Annotated in this window: 17 protein-coding genes; 15 read left to right on the top strand and 2 right to left on the bottom strand. The window is 69.9% G+C overall.

Annotation, left to right across the window (positions count from 1 at the left end; all coding sequences use genetic code 11):
* Positions 1-5 precede the first annotated feature (5 nt).
* The 14 genes from EL493_RS08000 (at position 6) to EL493_RS08065 (ending at position 10,512) form a co-directional block, all read left to right on the top strand.
* Positions 6-755 carry a toxin-antitoxin system YwqK family antitoxin gene (locus EL493_RS08000; protein ID WP_019045085.1) on the top strand — a complete coding sequence of 250 codons (750 nt, stop codon included), beginning with the start codon at positions 6-8 and terminating at the stop codon, positions 753-755.
* A gap of 15 nt (positions 756-770) precedes the next feature.
* Positions 771-1,970, top strand: coding sequence for an antitoxin YezG family protein (locus tag EL493_RS08005; protein WP_019045086.1), 1,200 nt, complete (start codon positions 771-773; stop codon positions 1,968-1,970).
* A 97-nt stretch (positions 1,971-2,067) separates the two neighbouring features.
* A complete protein-coding gene (locus EL493_RS08010; protein ID WP_019045087.1) occupies positions 2,068-2,541 on the top strand; it encodes a YbaB/EbfC family nucleoid-associated protein in 474 nt (157 codons plus the stop codon).
* Between the two features lie 178 nt (positions 2,542-2,719).
* Positions 2,720-4,474, top strand: coding sequence for a hypothetical protein (locus EL493_RS08015; RefSeq protein WP_022567330.1), 1,755 nt, complete (start codon positions 2,720-2,722; stop codon positions 4,472-4,474).
* Complete coding sequence (locus EL493_RS08020) at positions 4,471-5,253, top strand: ESX secretion-associated protein EspG (protein WP_019045089.1); 783 nt, start codon at positions 4,471-4,473, stop codon at positions 5,251-5,253. Before EL493_RS08015 ends, EL493_RS08020 begins: the two co-directional genes overlap by 4 nt.
* A gap of 20 nt (positions 5,254-5,273) precedes the next feature.
* Positions 5,274-5,606 carry a hypothetical protein gene (locus EL493_RS08025; protein ID WP_019045090.1) on the top strand — a complete coding sequence of 111 codons (333 nt, stop codon included), beginning with the start codon at positions 5,274-5,276 and terminating at the stop codon, positions 5,604-5,606.
* 20 nt (positions 5,607-5,626) lie between these two features.
* Positions 5,627-5,923 carry a YbaB/EbfC family nucleoid-associated protein gene (locus EL493_RS08030; RefSeq protein WP_019045091.1) on the top strand — a complete coding sequence of 99 codons (297 nt, stop codon included), beginning with the start codon at positions 5,627-5,629 and terminating at the stop codon, positions 5,921-5,923.
* 100 nt (positions 5,924-6,023) lie between these two features.
* A complete protein-coding gene (locus EL493_RS08035; RefSeq protein WP_022567328.1) occupies positions 6,024-6,335 on the top strand; it encodes a type VII secretion target in 312 nt (103 codons plus the stop codon).
* A 2-nt stretch (positions 6,336-6,337) separates the two neighbouring features.
* Entirely contained in the window at positions 6,338-7,690 is a 1,353-nt protein-coding gene (locus EL493_RS08040; protein ID WP_019045093.1) for a hypothetical protein, read from the top strand.
* A gap of 28 nt (positions 7,691-7,718) precedes the next feature.
* Positions 7,719-8,030 (top strand): PE family protein, encoded by a 312-nt coding sequence (locus EL493_RS08045; protein ID WP_019045094.1) that lies wholly within the window; start codon positions 7,719-7,721, stop codon positions 8,028-8,030.
* 15 nt (positions 8,031-8,045) lie between these two features.
* Positions 8,046-9,026: a PPE domain-containing protein gene (locus EL493_RS08050; RefSeq protein ID WP_019045095.1), complete on the top strand. Its 981-nt coding sequence runs from the start codon at positions 8,046-8,048 to the stop codon at positions 9,024-9,026.
* On the top strand, positions 9,023-9,814 hold the full coding sequence (locus EL493_RS08055; protein WP_019045096.1) for an ESX secretion-associated protein EspG: 792 nt from the start codon (positions 9,023-9,025) through the stop codon (positions 9,812-9,814). The genes EL493_RS08050 and EL493_RS08055 overlap by 4 nt, the downstream gene beginning before the upstream one ends.
* A gap of 42 nt (positions 9,815-9,856) precedes the next feature.
* Positions 9,857-10,186: a WXG100 family type VII secretion target gene (locus EL493_RS08060; RefSeq protein ID WP_019045097.1), complete on the top strand. Its 330-nt coding sequence runs from the start codon at positions 9,857-9,859 to the stop codon at positions 10,184-10,186.
* A 32-nt stretch (positions 10,187-10,218) separates the two neighbouring features.
* On the top strand, positions 10,219-10,512 hold the full coding sequence (locus EL493_RS08065; RefSeq protein WP_022567327.1) for a WXG100 family type VII secretion target: 294 nt from the start codon (positions 10,219-10,221) through the stop codon (positions 10,510-10,512).
* A 206-nt stretch (positions 10,513-10,718) separates the two neighbouring features.
* On the opposite strand, the gene eccE is transcribed toward EL493_RS08065, so the two are convergent.
* Entirely contained in the window at positions 10,719-12,458 is a 1,740-nt protein-coding gene (gene eccE, locus EL493_RS08070; RefSeq protein WP_019045099.1) for a type VII secretion protein EccE, read from the bottom strand.
* Positions 12,459-12,575: 117 nt separating this feature from the next.
* Between eccE and eccB the strand changes: the two genes are divergently transcribed.
* The gene (eccB, locus tag EL493_RS08075; RefSeq protein WP_019045100.1) at positions 12,576-14,081 is read left to right on the top strand and encodes a type VII secretion protein EccB; all 1,506 of its coding nucleotides are present in this window, start codon (positions 12,576-12,578) and stop codon (positions 14,079-14,081) included.
* 55 nt (positions 14,082-14,136) lie between these two features.
* Here eccB and eccA read toward each other — a convergent pair whose 3' ends face one another.
* Positions 14,137-15,978 (bottom strand): type VII secretion AAA-ATPase EccA, encoded by a 1,842-nt coding sequence (gene eccA, locus EL493_RS08080; RefSeq protein WP_019045101.1) that lies wholly within the window; start codon positions 15,976-15,978, stop codon positions 14,137-14,139.
* Positions 15,979-15,989 lie beyond the last annotated feature (11 nt).

Consider the following 15,989-nt stretch of genomic DNA (forward strand, 5'->3'; position numbering starts at 1 on the left):
CCCAGGTGAGTGACGATCCGATCGAATGGACCGATCCGGACGTGGCGATCGACGCGGCGACCGGCCGGTTGTCCTATCGCGGTGAGCCGTACACCGGCGCGGTGACCTGGACCCGCGACGACGGCTCCTGGCGCGAGTACTGGAGCTACGACGACGGCGACCGCGAGGGCGACTGGTCGGGCTGGTACCCCGACGGCACCATGCGCTACAACGGTGAGTTCTACCGCAACCGCCCGGTCGGCACCTGGCAGGAGTGGTACCCCGACGGCGCCCGCAGGCTGGAAGATGTCTACGACATCGAGGGCGTCCTGCTCACCCACTCGGTCTGGGACCAGGCGGGCGAGCTGATCGAGTTCGACGACGAACGCTCGCGCAAGGGCGTCGCCACCGACGCTGTCTCCTCCGACGATCCCGAATTGCGTTGGGACGACACGGAAAACCGCATGTACTACCGCGGCGCGCCGTTCACCGGCCAGGAGTTCCGCCGCGCCGCGCCGAGCGGCCCCATCACCGAGCTGGCCACCTACGCCGACGGCTACCGCGACGGGCCGACACGCGGCTGGTACTTCGACGGCACCCCCCGCTACACCGGCGACTACGCCGACCGGCACGAGGTGGGCCGCTGGATCGAATGGTTCCCCACCGGAAACCGCAAGGAAGAGACCGTCTTCGCGCCCGACGGCGCCCTGCTCACCCGGACCCGATGGGACGAGTCGGGTGCCGTGATCGCGCGGCACGGCGAGCACCGGGACTAGGCGAAGGAGTGCACAGTGGCTGACGAGCTGGCCGGTGATCCCGATGTCGGATTCACCCTCACCACGGTGGTGGCCGACGACGGCGGGATCTCGGAGCGGGCCGCCGCGCTGAGCCATCGCATCGCGAAAACCGTGGCGGCGCTGGGCCCGCCGGGGTGGACCAAGGTCGAGGCGTCGTTCGCGCTGACGGCGGCGGCCGAGGTGTCGATGGTCGTGTTCCACGACGAGCAGCAGCGATTCGCCCGGGTCTTCCCGAGCCCGGAACTGCTGGACCTGCTGCGCGAGCACCGGCACATCTCCGCCTCGATGGGCGACGGCCCGTGGTGGCGCTACCTGCTCACGCTGACCAACGCGGGCCGGATGGAAGTCGACTACGACTACGGCGACGAGCCGTTCCCCGACGATCAGCTCTTCCCGCCGACGGTGTATCGCACCGACATCGAGATCTATCCGCGCGATCACCTGCCGATCTGGCTGGCCGCCTATATCTATCACGGGAACCGGCAGCTGCGGGGACCGGTGGCCGCCGCCGAGCAGGCGCGCGCGGACATCGCCGCGGGCCGGCACGCCGTCGGCTCGGCGCCGGATGTGGAGTTCCCCGCGCTCGTGCCGATGGCGCGCCGATGGGCTTTGATCGCGGCCGCTTTCGTGGCGGTCGGCTCCAAGTGGGGGCCGCGGGTGACGCCGGCGTTCCATGTCTTCGAGGGGTCCAAGTTCAGTGGTTCCACCCTGTGCCTGCTGCCCGGTGACCGCGCCGTGCTCTCCGGCGGGGTGTGGAACGCACCGGAACTCGACGCTGTCTACAACAAAGACCTGCCGATGCCGGACTTCTATCTCGGCGCCCCCGACTGGGTCGCGGCGCCGGTGCTCAACCGGCGAGCCGAGAGCGGATTGCTCACCTTCTGCTACTGGTGGGAGGGCGGCCGCTGGTACCGGGGCGCCTCCGTCGGCGCCGACGCGCTCGCTCCCGCGGTGCCGGGGATGTGGGACACCAGGACTGTCGTCGACGTGCTCACCGGGCTGCTCGGCGAGCGGGCCTCGCAGGCGCAGAAAGAGGGCGTGCTCGGACTGGTCGAGGCCGCCGAGCGCGCGGCCGTGGCCAGGGAGGCCTTCACGCGGGTCTTCCCCGCCGACACCTATCACGTCGACGCCGCCTGGTTCGAACTGAATCTGGCCGGTCTGCTCGGCACCCACCACGTGGGCCTGGCCGAGTGAGCTGACCGCCGGTGCTGTTGCGCGGTCGGTGCGGGTGTGGTGTGCTCGCTCACCGAAGAGCCGGGCGGGACGGCTCGGCAGGCGGAGGGAATCGGGTATGACCAACGAACACGCCAAGGCGCAGATGGCGGACATCCTCGAGACGGTGCAGAAGCAGATGCAGGCGATCGCGCGGGTGCAGCAGGACCGGGCGAAGATCGTCGCCAGCGCCACCGTGCGCAAGCGGGTGACCGTCACGGTCAACGCGGATTACAAGGTGATCGAAACGAAGTTCACCCCCGACATCGACGATCTCACCTACACCGAGATCGCCAAGGCCGTCACCGAGGCCGCCCAGCAGGCCGCGACCGAGGTCGCGCGCCTGACGCAGGAGATGATGGCGCCGATCCAGCAGGAGCGCGCACGCCTGCCGAAGATCACCGAATTGGTCGACGACATGGACGGATTCGCCATTCCGCAACCGGTGGAGGCCTCGCTGGAGCCGCCCAATTCGCCGGAGCGGGAACGGCTGTCGGCCGACGAGGACGGCTCGCGGGATCCGTCGCGCGCCGCTACCGACGCGAGCTGGTGAGCGCGGCGTCGTCGGCGGATGGTCCAGCCATCGCCACCGGCGGGATCGTCGCTGTACATGCGGAATTCATCTGTCAGACCGTAGAATCGTTAGCAAGCCGTGCGAATCGGCGGTGTCGTGGTAGCGGTGCCAGGCGGGGCGCGAGGCGGCACCGGTACGGACAGGGAGGGTCGACTTCATGACGGGACCATCGGCGCAGGATCAGTGGGCGGGTCTGCGTTCGGCAGCCTCGGACGGATCGCTGATGCTCGAGCCGTCGGCGCTGCCGAACCTGGTCGAAGCCGCCAACAACGCCCGCTACTGGGTCAATTCCGTCAAGTCCGCCGCCGAGGGCGTCGGGAACCTGCCCGATTTCTCCTCGCTGGAGTCGGGCAAACAGCTCGCCAAGCAGTTCGAGGGCAAGGCCGGTCAGCTCAAGACCGTGCTCGGCAAGCACGAGACCGTCCTCGACAACGTCGCCAACACCTTTCTCGACGCCGCCCGGCATTACAAGGGCGCCGAGGACGGCAGCAAAGTCGATCTGGAATCGCTGCGCACCAAGATCGAGCAGGGCCGCAGCGCGAGCATGAAGGTGGTCCTGCCGCCCACGGTCATCCAGTATCCGGCGGTGGCCACCGCGGTGAACCTGCCGAAGATCCTCGCCGACGGTAAGACTTTCGATCCGGCCGGGATGAAGGCCGAGACGCCCAACTACAACTACAGCGAACTGCAGGTGATCCTGTCGTCGCTGTCGACGGTGCCCAGCAGCCTGGCGCACACCGCGCTGTTCTGGGGCGATCTGGCCGACCTGCTCAAAACCGGATTCGACGATCTGAACGCCAAAGTCGAAGCGAGCAAGAAGAGCTGGACCAGCCCGGGCGGCGCCACCCGTGCCATGTCGGCGATGTCGGCCTATCACGAAGCCAACGGACTGCTGGTCGAGCAGACCAAGCAGGTCGGCGCGGCGCTCGATTACAGCGTGGGCTGGATCAACGCCACCTCCAAGGGGCTGGCGACGGCGCTCATGCTGCCCCGCTGCTATTCGGACCCCAATGGCACCCAGGCCCAGGCGGACAAGGAGACCTGCGCCAAGAACGGCCGCCAGGTCATGTGGAACACCTATGTCCCCGGCCTCAACAGCACGACGAGCCACATTCCCACGCTGCCCGAGCCCACCGCGCCCACCACGGGCGATGGAACCGGGAACGGCAACGGGAATGGCAACGGCAACGGCAGCGGCAGTGGGAACGGCAGCGGGTCGGGTTCGGGCTCGGGCTCCGGCTCGGGCAGCTCGAAATCCGGTGAATCCCTGGCGGCCTTCGATCGGGCGCTCGCCGAGCTGCAGGAACAGAAGTCGGGCAGCGACACCGGCGGCAAGAACAACACCGGCGGTCAGAACGGTTCCGGCGGTCAGAACGGCGGCAGCTCGGGTGGATCGTCGGGTGCCGATCAGCTGACCTCGGCGCTGCAGTCCGGTCTCGAACAGGCCAGTTCCGCCGCGCAATCGGCTCTGGAACAGGCGGCTTCGGCTGCCGAACAGAGCTCCCTGGCCGGCATCCCGAGCTCGGCCGCGCTCAGTTCGCTGCAGGATCAAGCCAAGAAGGCGCTCAGCGCCGCGAGCAAGGGCGGCGGCGGTGGCGGCGGCTCGGGCGCGGGCGGTGGCGGCGCGGGCGGGGGAGCCGCGGCGCTGTCGCCGAGCCTGGACAGTGCGTCCAAGCTGTTCCCGCGCGCCTCGGCCGTGACCGGCGCCGAGGGTTTCCGCACCGGCATCGCGTCCTCGGCTGCGGGCTCGCCGATGGGCGGCATGCCCATGGCGCCGATGGGTGGCGCGGGCGCGGGTGGTCAGGGCCAGCAGAAGGAACACAAGCGGGCCGACTACCTCGACTCGGTGGACCACCTGGACGAGGCCATCGGTGACGCGCCGATCGTGGCGAGGCCGGTGGTGGAACAGTGACGCCCACCTGGGAATTCACCGGCGACGAGTTCGACGCGCTGTGGTCGGGCATCGACGAGGAGTACATGCCCGACCCGTTCATCCACACCGGCGCGGCGGGCGACGCGGACGAAGCCGAAGTCGCGCGCAAGGAAGCGTGGGCGCGGATCCGGCGGCGGTGGGGGCACGAGCTCGACGAGATCATCGACGTCCTCACCCACCCCGACATCCGGATCGCGGTGCGCGGCTACGGTGGCGGGGACAAGCTGCTCGATCCCGCCTACTCGGTGCGCATGCTCGCCGCGCGCAAGGGCGAGCTGGGATATCTGGTGCGGCAACGGCCGGGTGAAACCCTGTATCACGCCGAAGGATTCGTCGTCACGCGGCACGGTGCGCTGACCCTCGGTGACGTGATCGCCGATCACCTGCCCGAGGCCGAGGCGGGCCGCGGCCAGGAGATCCGCCTCGACGAACCGGACAGCGATCAGTTCGACCACAGCTACGGCCGTTCGCTGGTGCAGCACTACGACGACGATTCCGCGGTGCAGACTCAGACTTTTCAACAGGCCAGGTTGGACCGCGACGGGTTCATCGACATCGAGCAGGGCTGGTCGCGATTCGGCCCGCGCGGCATCCTGCGGCTGCGCCTGGGCTGGCGCGATCTGACCGATGACGGTCGCTATGTGATCGTGCCCGGCACGCCACCGGTGGCGGTCGGCGCCGATCGCAGGCGGGTGGTGTCGCTGATCAACAGCCAGATCGCCGAAGTTGTCAGAGCCATCAGGGATGATCGGGCGTAGTGCGGATGGGAGGGGAATCGATGGAAGAGTTTCCGACCGAGTTCAGCGCGTCCTCGCTGACCGGGGCGATCGCGGTGCGCACCACCGAGCAGGGTCTGCCGGTGGGCATCACCGTCGACGCGGATCAATTGCGCCGCGACCCCGCCGATCTGGCAGCCGAGATTCTGCGGCTGTGCCAGAAGTCGGCCAAGCGGGCCGGGCTGGCCCGGCGTAATCAGCTGGCGGCGGCCGGGTTCGATCCGGCGCTGCTGGCGGCGACGGGCTTGCCGACCGAGGCCGAGGTCGCGGCGGCGGAGATCGTCGAGGAGCAGGACTACGACACCGAGCCCGACAGCTGGCTGCGGTCGGTCTAGCGAGCGGGGAGGACACGGCGATGGTCGAAACCATGGACGAGCTGATCGCGAAGGTGCAGGGTCAGCTCTACCGGCTGCAGGATCTGTCCGAGGCCACCAATCGCATCCGGGCGCAGGAAACCTCGCCCGACGGCGCGGTGACGGTGACCGTCGACGGGGCTGGCGCGCTGGTCGGACTGGAGTTCACCGCGGCGGTCGGCGCGCTGTCGCCGGCGGACTTCGAGAGCACGCTGGTGCGGACCGCGCAGGCGGCCGCGCATCGCGCCTTCGCCGAACGGGCCGAGCTGGTGAACGCGTACAACCAAACCGGCACGTGAGATTCAACTGGTCTTAACCGCCGATTTGTGTGGCGCGGGTTTCCGACGGGTAGATAAGGTAACGAAACACCATGGGCTGTTTCGAGATTGGACGAGAGCCATGAATCACGTTGCGGTAGTTCCCGATGCGGTCCGCGCGTACGCGGGGGCCTCGGCCACCATGGCGGCGGGGGTCGCCCAGGCCGGAGCGGTCGACCAGGCCGCGACGATGGCCGCGGCTGTGCCCGTGTTCGGCCTGATCGGCCAGGAATTCCTGCTGTCGTTCGCCTACGCCCAGGCCAATCACCTGACGTCGGTGGCGCAGCTCGCCGCCGTGCACGCGGGTACCGCGCTCACCGCCACGCAGGCCGCGGCGACGTACGAGGGCGCCGACGGTGCGGCCAAGCTGGGCATCGCCGCGGTCGATCTGTAGCCATGACGTATCCCGGGGGAAGCGCGGCGGCATCGGTCGATCCGACCGTGCTCGAGCTGCTGCGCGGTAGTTCCCTGGCGCCGATGCTGGACCAGCCGGTGAGCCAGGTACTCAGCTCGATGGGACTGCCGCAGCTGCCACAGCTGCCGGAGTTCATCCAGCTGCCGGAGATGCCCGCGCTGCCGACGATCGATCTGACCGCGCTGATGCGTCCGCTCACCGACCTCGCCTCCGCCTTCGGCACCGGTGCGCTCGGCGGTACCGGTACCGCGAACGGCACGTCGTCGAATCCCACCGACGCGCTGTCGAACATCACCTCGGTGCTGGAGACGGCGATGTCGCTCGGGTCGACCGCGTTGCAGACGGTGATGCAGCTGTGGCAGAGCGCCGCGGCGATGGAGGCGACGAACAAGGCGACCGCCGCCCAATCCGACGGCGCCAAGCTCGCGGCACAGAGCACGCAGGAGAAGGCGGTGCTCACCCACGCGGCGGGCAATGTCGCGGTCGGCGGCGCCAAGCTGGCCGCGGTGATCGCCCGCTATTCCGCCACTTTGGCCCTCGCTCCGCTCTACGCGGCCACGCCGGGCGGCCAGGCAGTGCTGATCGCGGCGACGATGGAAGCCATGGCCGAGGGCCTGGCGATCACGGCCGAGACCAAGGCCGAGATGGTCGCGCGCAGCGGGGAGATGGCGCAGGCGGGGGAGAAGGTGCAGGTCACCAACGCGCCCACCGGTGTCGACGCGAGCAGTGAATCGCTGAGCCAGCTGATGAGCCTGATCTCGCCGCTGATCAGCACGGCGAGCACCGCGGTGTCGTCGCTGGGCACGCTGGCCGGACAGGTGAGCTCGCTGTCGACCAGCACGACCGGGACCACCGGGGATTCGGCCACCACCGGCACCGAGATCGCCGATACCGACGCCGAGACCGCCGAGGGGCTGGCCGGCGCGGGCGGCGGTGGCGGCGCGATCGGTGGCGTCGGCGCGATCGGTGGCGCGGCAGCCGCCTCGTCGCCGCTGAGCCCGTGGCAGGGCGGCCGCGGTGGCGGGCTGTCCACCGTCGGTGCCACCGGCGCGGTCGGCACCGGAGGCAGCACCACCGGTGGCGCCTCCATGACCACCGCCTCGGCGAGTGGTACGTCCCCGGGCTACATGCCGATGGGCGGAGCGGGCGGCGCCGGTATGCCGCTGGCTCGGGCCGTGGACGGCGGCGGCAACGAGGCCGTGCATTCCCAGCTGGTGACCGGCAACCACGGTGACGAGGTCGTCGGCCAGATCGCGGGAGTGGCGACCCCGGTCGTCGGTGCCGCCGAACCGGCGACCACCGAAGCGCCGCCGGACAAAGAACTCTCACTGTGACGCGGGACGACCACGACAGGAGTGGCAGATGAGTAACACCTTCGAATTCGATTCGGCTGCGGCGAGCAAGGCCGCCGCGGCACTGGACGGGATCGCCGACCGGCTCACCACCGAGCTGAACGCGGTGGCGCCTACCCTGCGGGTGGTGCCCGCGGGCGCCGACGAGGTGTCCGCGCGCGCCGCGACCACCGCCAACGGTGTCGCCGACGATTACCTCACCGGTGCGGAGGCCGGCGCTCACGAGATGAGCAAGCTCGCCGCCACCCTGCGTGCGCAGGTGTCGGAGTTCGATCAGATGGAAACCGACAACACCACCGGCTTCACCGGACCCGCGGCGTAAAGGCGTCCATCACCGATGATCGAACCACCGCAGCCCGGTTTCACCGGAGTGGTGTGGGAGGCGCGCGAGCCGCAGAAGCTCGCCACCGACCTCACCACCGGTGCCGGACCGTTGCCGATGGCCGACGCGGCCGCCGCCTGGACGCGGCTCGCCGCGGCCTTCGGCGCGGCCGTGCTCGACTACGAGCAGGTGCTGCAAACCCTGCGTGGCTCCTGGACATCCGGGCGCAGCGAACAGGTGTGGGAACGGATCTCGACCCTGCGCGAGTGGCTGCTCGAGACCGCCGCGGCGGCGACCGCGAACGCGGCCCGGCTGCAAGCCCAGGTCCTGGCCTACGAGGTCGCGGCCCTGGCGATGCCGAACACCGCCGACATCGCGGCCATCACCGCGATGCAGCAGGCGCTGGAACAGGTCGGCACCGCGCTCGGTGCGCCGATCAAGGCGATCGCGGCGCAGACCGACGCCGAGTCCGATGTCGCGAAGGCGGTCGCCTCCCGGGTGATGCGCAGCTATGAGGCGGCCACCGAGCCGCTGGCCACCCCGTGGCTGCACGCCCCGCCGCCGCCGATCGCACCGGAGGCCGCGCTGGCGGGCGAGCGATCGGCGAAGCCCGAGACGCCCGGTACGCCGGGCGCTGTGGCCCCCGGCATCGGGGCGATCGGGCTCGGCGCCTTGCCGTCGTTGCCCGCGCCCGTGCAAACCGCTTATCGCGCACCGGTTTTCGTGCAGTCCACCGCGACGGTCAGCACGCCGCAGACGACGCCGGTCGCCACGCCCACCGGGCAGGCCGCCCCGCTCGTTCCCGGTGCGATGGCGCCCGGTGCGGGTGGCCAGGACTCCGCCGCCCGCTTCCCGCGCGCGGGCCTGGCCTACGAGGAGTCCGACCAGCTGGTCGCCGAGGGTGAGATCCAGGCCGCCCCGGCGGTACTCGGCGTCGCCGAACGCGCCGCGCCGCAGACCGGCGGCACCTCCGCCACCACGGAGGGCAGGCCATGACCACCCTCACCAACGACTCGCTGCTGGCCGTCGCCGAACGCCTGGGTGTGCAGACCCTGCCCCTGGTCCTGGCGGTCGGGCCGCAGCAGGACAGCTTCGACGCGTGGCGAGCCGCTCGCGACGCCGCCGTCGCCGAACTCACCGCCGCAGGCATTTTCGACGCCTACGGTGACGTCGAACCCGAGCTGGCGGACGCGCTGTACACCCTGGCCCAGCCCGATGCCGAACTGGTCGCCCGCAGCTTCGGCGAGGACGACCGCAGACGCATCTGCCTGGCCCGCCGCGGCGCGGGTCACGCCAGCGCGGTGCGCCTAGGCGCCGATTTCGAGATCGGCACCAGCACCATCGACGGCTCCGACCGTGAACTCACCCGGCTGCTGCTGGCCGCGCTGCCGCACTGCGCGCCCGCCGAGGTGGCCGGGGTGAGCGTCGCGGCCGACGACCTGGCCGCCCGGCTGGACGCGGCCGAGACAACCTCCCAGTACGTGGACGCGATGTATGCGCTCGGTATCGACGCGCACCAGGCGACCGTCCTCGGCGCGGCCTTCGGCTCCTGCCATGGCTACACCGAGATCGTCGCCGTAGTCCACCATGACGGGCTGACCACCCGAGCCCCTGGCGCGGTCGCGGTGTACGACACCGCGCGCGGCCGGATCGTCGTCGCGCCGATGACGGCGCCCGACGGGCAGGTGTGGTCGACCATAACTCCGGGCACCGATCATCGCCTCACCCAGGCCGTCGGTGCGCTCCTCGAGGGGCTTCCCGGTGGGGGGTGGCGGCCCGATTGAGCCATCTCTCGTTTCAACCATCAAGTAGGAAAGGTTCGGCACATGCCCCCTCAGGGACCAGTAGGTGTAGAAGCCGGCGGCGTAGACGGCGTCGTCTCCAAGCTCGAAGGCACGATCAACAACCTGCGCACGTCGGTCGGCCAGATCGACGACGCGGCCCAGGCCGTGCTGCGTGGCTGGAAGGGTGACGCTTCCGACGAGTTCGTGAAGGTCGCCCAGGCCTGGCACGACGAGGCCGACGCGCTGAACAAGAAGTTCGACCGGCTCACCGAAGCCGTCAACACCGGTAAGTCCACCCTGGTGAACATGGACGGCCAAGGCCTGTCCGGCGGTGGCGCCTCCAGCGGTGGCGGCAGCTACACCAACCTCTGACCGCGCATCAGACACGAACAGGAACTGAGCTCATGACCATTCTTTACGATCCCGCGGCGATGAACGAGCTGTTCAGCGACCTGCAGACCTACGGCGGGAAGATGAAGGGCGAGATCGACGAACTCGAGGGCGCCGCTTCGGATTTCCGCAACAACCTGCAGGGTGACAACGCGATCTCGAACTTCGACACCGCGCACAAGAACGTCACCACCGAGCTGACCGACACCCTCGACAAGCTCGACAAGCTCGCCGCGCAGGTCGAGTCCGCGCTCAACCGCGCGCTCGAGGCCGACGGCAAAGTCGGCGACGGTTTCGCCGACTTCTGAGTTGTCGGAGCGCCGGCGCGCTCGAGCGCGGTCCCCTTGGGGCCCAACGAAAACGGGGCGAGACTCGTGCCTGCGGCACATGGTCTCGCCCCGTTTTCGTCGGGCCGGGCCGCTACGCCCGCTGCGCGGGCGGGGCCTCCTCGAGGTCGGCCCGTGCGGGGTTGGTCGGCGCTGAGTTCGGGCTCAGGTCGTCGATCAGTCCGAACTCATCTCGCCGCGAGTGATTCGCCGATGTAGTGCATCTCGTCAGGGGTCGTCACCATCGACACCGTGGCGCTGCCGGTACTCGTCCGCACCGTGATCCGGTTGGGCGCGTACGGGTCCTGGACGAGGGTGACGTCGGGGGCGAGCGCCTCCGAATCGCGTTCGGCGGTGCGAACCTCGACGATGGTGGCCCCACCCAGGTGGCTGGTCGGGGCGATGCCGTCGAAGACCAGCACGGTCGTCGTCGGATACGGCGCGGCGGGTACCGGCGGCGGCCCCGGCGGTGTCTGCGGTGTCGCGCCGGCCGCGCGCGGGGCGATCGAGAGCAGTTGCGGGGTGGCCAGGTTGGCCACCATCGACTGCCACGCCTGCGGGCGGGTGGTGTGCACGACGGCATGGGCGCCGAGCGCGGTGGCGCGCAGGACCACCTGCTGAGCCAGGTCCAGGTTCCCGATCACGTCCACGTGCCGGGTGCCCGCGCCGATCAGCGGGACCGCGATGCCCTGACCGCGCTCGTCGGCGCCGATGAGCTGACCACATCCGGTCGTCGGCACGGAGATGTCGGTGAGTGCGGTGAGGGTGCCGCGGTAGCCGTCGCGGCCGCCGAGGTCGTCGGCGGCGCCGATCGGCAAGGTGTCCAGCAGGATCCGGCGCTGACTGCCCGGCAGTTCGCGCAGTCCGGCGACCGGCACCTGCTCGTAGGGCGCCACCGAATCGAGCCGGACGACGGCATTGAGCACGACGGTGCCCGCCTTGTCGGACGCGCGGCCGATGCGCCGCGAGCCGGGATGCAGGCGCAGGGTCACCGTCGTCGACAGCGACGGCAGCGACCAGATCTCGGCCAGCCCGTTGGTACCGATCATCGGCGCGGTGAGCTGGTAGTGGGTCAGGTGCCTGCCGAACTCGGACTCGAGGCCGTGCGCCGACTCGGTCAGGGTCAGCGGGTCGAAACCGTGGGTCAGTTCGCGCACCGCGCTGTTCATCTCGGTGGCGGTGAGCACCGCGGCGTCGATGCCGTGGGTGGCGAGCCGGTTGGCGACCCGGCGGGTGGCGATGATCATGGTGCGCAGCGCGCCGGTCGCGCCGCCGCCGCGTTTGTCCACCGCCGCCGCGTTCGCCACCGGGTCCAGGCGCAGCACCAGCCAGCAGGTGCGGTGCGCGATGGCGGGCAGCGGGCCCAGGATCCGGTCGTAGAGGTGCGCGGCGGCGCCGGTGCCCGCGGTGCGCGCGCCGGTCGCGATGACGTCGATGCTCACCAGTTCCACGTCGAACTGATCGAGGCAGCGCGCGACCTCGGTGAGCGGCAACAGCTGATCCGCGCTCAGGGTGCCGCGGCGCAGCAGGGTGAGCGTGTCCGGCGGCGGATCGATGCGGAGCATGGTAAGCAGCAGGTCGCCGTCCCAGCGCACGCCGCAGCCGCCGCCCTCGGGCAGCGGCACGTCGAACGCGGGCGCCCGGTCGAGGGTTTCGGTCCGGCCGCGGACCCGGCGCCCCAGCCATTCGCCGAACCGCACCGCGAGGGTGCGCCGCCGGATCGGGACGAGCCCGATCAGCAGGACCGCGACAGCGCCGCCGATCGCCCCATATCCCGAATCCGTGGTCGCCAGGACCACCCAGGCCACGATCGCCGCGAGCACCGCGACCGGCACACACGCACGCAACGGATACATTCGGAACAACCAGAATTCCGGGTCACGCAGCGTGTCGTAGGCATTGTCGCCGCCGGTTTGCCCGGCGTTCATACTGTCGTTCAAAATCGTTGTCCCTGCTTGGCATCCGTCGAATCATGGTGAAGGACAATTCCGGATTTACGGTACCGTGTCCGACGAGATGGTGATCAACGCAGCAATGGAGTCCCTGTGCCGGCACAGCTGACAACCAAGGCCCAGGTCAACGGTTATCGTTTCCTGCTGCGCAGGCTCGACCACGCGCTGGTCCGCCGGGACGTGCGCATGCTGCACGATCCCATGCGGTCGCAGAGCAGGTCGATGATGGTCGGCGCGGTGCTCGGGCTGATCATCGTGGCGGGCGCGGCCATCCTCGGCTTTCTCAAACCGCAGGGCGCGATCGGCGACGCGCTGATCGTGAGCGGTAAGCAGAGCGGCGCCATGTATGTGGTCGTCGAGGCGAAAGAGGGAGAGAAAACTCTCCACCCGGTCCTCAATCTGGCTTCGGCCCGGCTGATCGCGGGCGAGGCGCAGACCCCGAAATCGGTGAAGGACGACAAACTCGGTTCGATGCCACGCGGCCCGCTGCTCGGCATTCCCGGCGCGCCCGCCGCCATGCCCGGCTCCAAGCAGGGCGCGAGCTCGAACTGGACCCTGTGCGAGACCACCCAGCTCTCCGCATCCGGCAGCGCGTCCGGTGCCACCGGCGGCATCACCACCGCCATCGTCGGGCAGCTGGAGACCGGCGACCGCATCGGCGCCACCGGCGCCGACGACGCGCTGCTGGTGCGCCGCGACGACAAGACCTACCTGGTGTACCAGGGCACCAGGGCCGAGATCGACCCGAACAATTCCGTGGTCGCGCGCACCCTCGACTTCACCGGCAAGCAGGTCCGCCCGATCGGCAGCGCGCTGCTCGGCGCGACGACGCAGGCGCCGCCGCTGGCCGTGCCCGCCATCGACCGCGCGGGCGAGCCGGGGCCGGGCAAGCTGTCGAATGTGCCGATCGGCGGCATCATCTCGGTGACCGGGGTGCAGGCCGCGGGCCAGGAGACGATGTACGTGGTGCTGGCCGACGGCGTGCAGCGCGTGTCCGAGTTCACCGCCGACCTGCTGCGCAACGCCGATTCACGGGGCATGCGCGAGATCGCCCAGCTGGCCCCGGACGTCCTGGACCGGATGCCGGTGCTGCACACACTGCCGATCGACGACTTCCCCGAACGCAAGCCGCGCATCCTGTCGGCCGAGGACGCCCCGGTGGCCTGCCTGAACTGGACCAAGAACCCGGGTGTGGCCGCGCAGGGCAGCGCGGTGGACGGTCCGGCAGAGCGGGCCGCGGTGACGCTGCTCGCCGGCACGAAGCTGCCGCTGGCCGAGTCGGCCAAGCCGGTGGCGCTGGCCACCGCCGACGGCTCCGGCGACCGGATGGACACGGTCTACCTGCCGCCGAGCACCGGCGAGTTCGTGCAGGTCACCGGTGCCGAACCAGGCAGCCTGCGGCGCGAATCCCTGTTCTACGTGGCCGACAACGGGATTCGCTACGGCATCCCGGACGCCGCGACGGCCGCGGTCCTCGGGCTCGGTGACAAGCCGCGGCTGGCGCCGTGGTCGATCGTCGGCCAGCTGGTGCCCGGTCCGACCCTGTCCACCAAAGACGCTCTGACCAGCTACGATTCGCTGCCCTCCGCGACCAGGTAGACCGAACGACCAGCGGGCCCGGCGTGACACACGCCGGGCCCGCTGTTGTTCGTGCTCAGGCGAGGTTCGGTACCTGGCCCACGTTGAGGGTGGCGACGATCCCGGCGAGCGCGGTGCGCATGTCCGGCTCCTCGATCCGCATCAGGATGTCGTCGTCGGCCTCGGCGAGGTCGAGACCCTCGGTATTGGCCAGGCGGAACTCGCGTTCCTCCTCGGCCGCCTCGATGACATTGCGGATGAAGCGGCCGTTGCCCGCCAGGTCGACGCCGCGGCGCGGCTGTCCGCTCTGATCGGTGCTCTCCAGGTCGTAGAGGTACTGGCAGGTCTCGATCAGCGTGGTCAGGGCTTCGGGCGACAGCTGGGAATCGCGTCCGCCCGCGACGATCTCGCCGATCCGGCCCAGTTCCTCGGCGGTGTAGGAGGGAAACTGCAGCCGCTTGGAGAAGCGCGAGGCCAGACCGTCGTTGGCGGTGAGCAGCCGGTCGATCTCGCCGTCGTAGCCCGCGATGATCACCACGAGCCGGTCGCGGTCGTTCTCCATCCGCGCCAGCAGCGTGTCCACCGCCTCGCGGCCGAACGCGTCACCACCGGACAGGCCGGTCTGGATCAGCGTGTACGCCTCGTCGATGAACAGCACGCCGTCCATGGCGCTATCGATCAGCTTCTCGGTCTTGATGGCGGTGCCGCCGAGGTTCTGGCTCACGAAGTCGACACGCTTGGCCTCGACCACCTTGTCGGTCTTGAGCAGCCCGACACCGCAGTAGATCTTGGCGACCACCCGCGCGATGGTGGTCTTACCGGTACCGGGCGGGCCGGTGAAGGCCAGGTGCTGGCCACGGGACTGACTCGACAGCCCCTTGCCCGCGCGGATCTTGGCCAGCTGCGCCGAGGACTGCAACTTGGCGACCTGGTTCTTCACCGACGCCAGGCCGACCTGCTTGTCCAACTGCGCGCGCGCCTCGGCCAGCACGGTTTTCGCGCGGTCCTCGGCGGCGGCCTCGTTCATCGCCGCCAGCGAGGGCGCCGAGTTGGGATCCCACTTGTCGGTGCGGGCGTCGATCACCTCGCGGCTGGTGACCACGATCCGGAAGGTGCGGTCGCGCATGGCATTGGTGTTGGCGGTGAAATCGGGCAGCTGGGAGTAGACCTGCTCGAAGAGTTTCTGGGCCTCGGCCTCGTTGCCCGATTCCCGCAGGCACAGGCCGCGGTTGTACATGGCGGTGAACTTGGCCGACGGAATCGGGCCGGCCTCGGCCTGTTCCATCCGCCGCACCGCCTCGCCGAACAGGCCGAGCTGCGCGCAGGCCGTCCCGACCATCACGTTCGCGCCGGTGGCCAGATACGGGTCCTTCCAGTCCGCCGAGCCGGCCAGCACGGTCATCACGTCGGGCCAGCGCTGGGTGTTGTAGTGCATGATGCCGCGGATGTAGGCGCTGATCCGGTCGTCGATCTGCTTGTCCGGGTCGTCGGGGCGGGTGGCGCGCAGTCGCGCCAGCTCGTCGAGCACCTGCTCGGCCTGGTCGTAGTCCTTGTCGGCGATCAGCTGCGCTGCCCAGGCGAGCCAGATCTCGGTGAGCCCGGCCAGCGGGTAGTCGATGTAGAGCCCGGGCAGGAAGCGGCCGGCCATCGCCCGGGGCGCGAGGCCGAGCCTGCGCTGCTCGCGACCGAGCGAATCCAGGCTGGTGCGATGCAGATTGAACAGGACCTCTTTGGTCAGCTCGCCCGCGGCGGCGCGGCCGAGCCACGCGTCGCACATGGACGAATCCCATTCCGTCGCGCGCTGGAAGGCCAGCTTCGCGTACTCTTCGTCGCGCGCGGACTCCTGACCGTCGATGGACAGACCGAGCGAGAGGACCCCCGCGTCGAAGGCGCGCTGAGCCTGGCGAATGTCTGGCATGTGGTGTCGGA

Origin of the sequence: Nocardia asteroides (assembly GCF_900637185.1) — a bacterium.
Classification (GTDB): domain Bacteria; phylum Actinomycetota; class Actinomycetes; order Mycobacteriales; family Mycobacteriaceae; genus Nocardia; species Nocardia asteroides.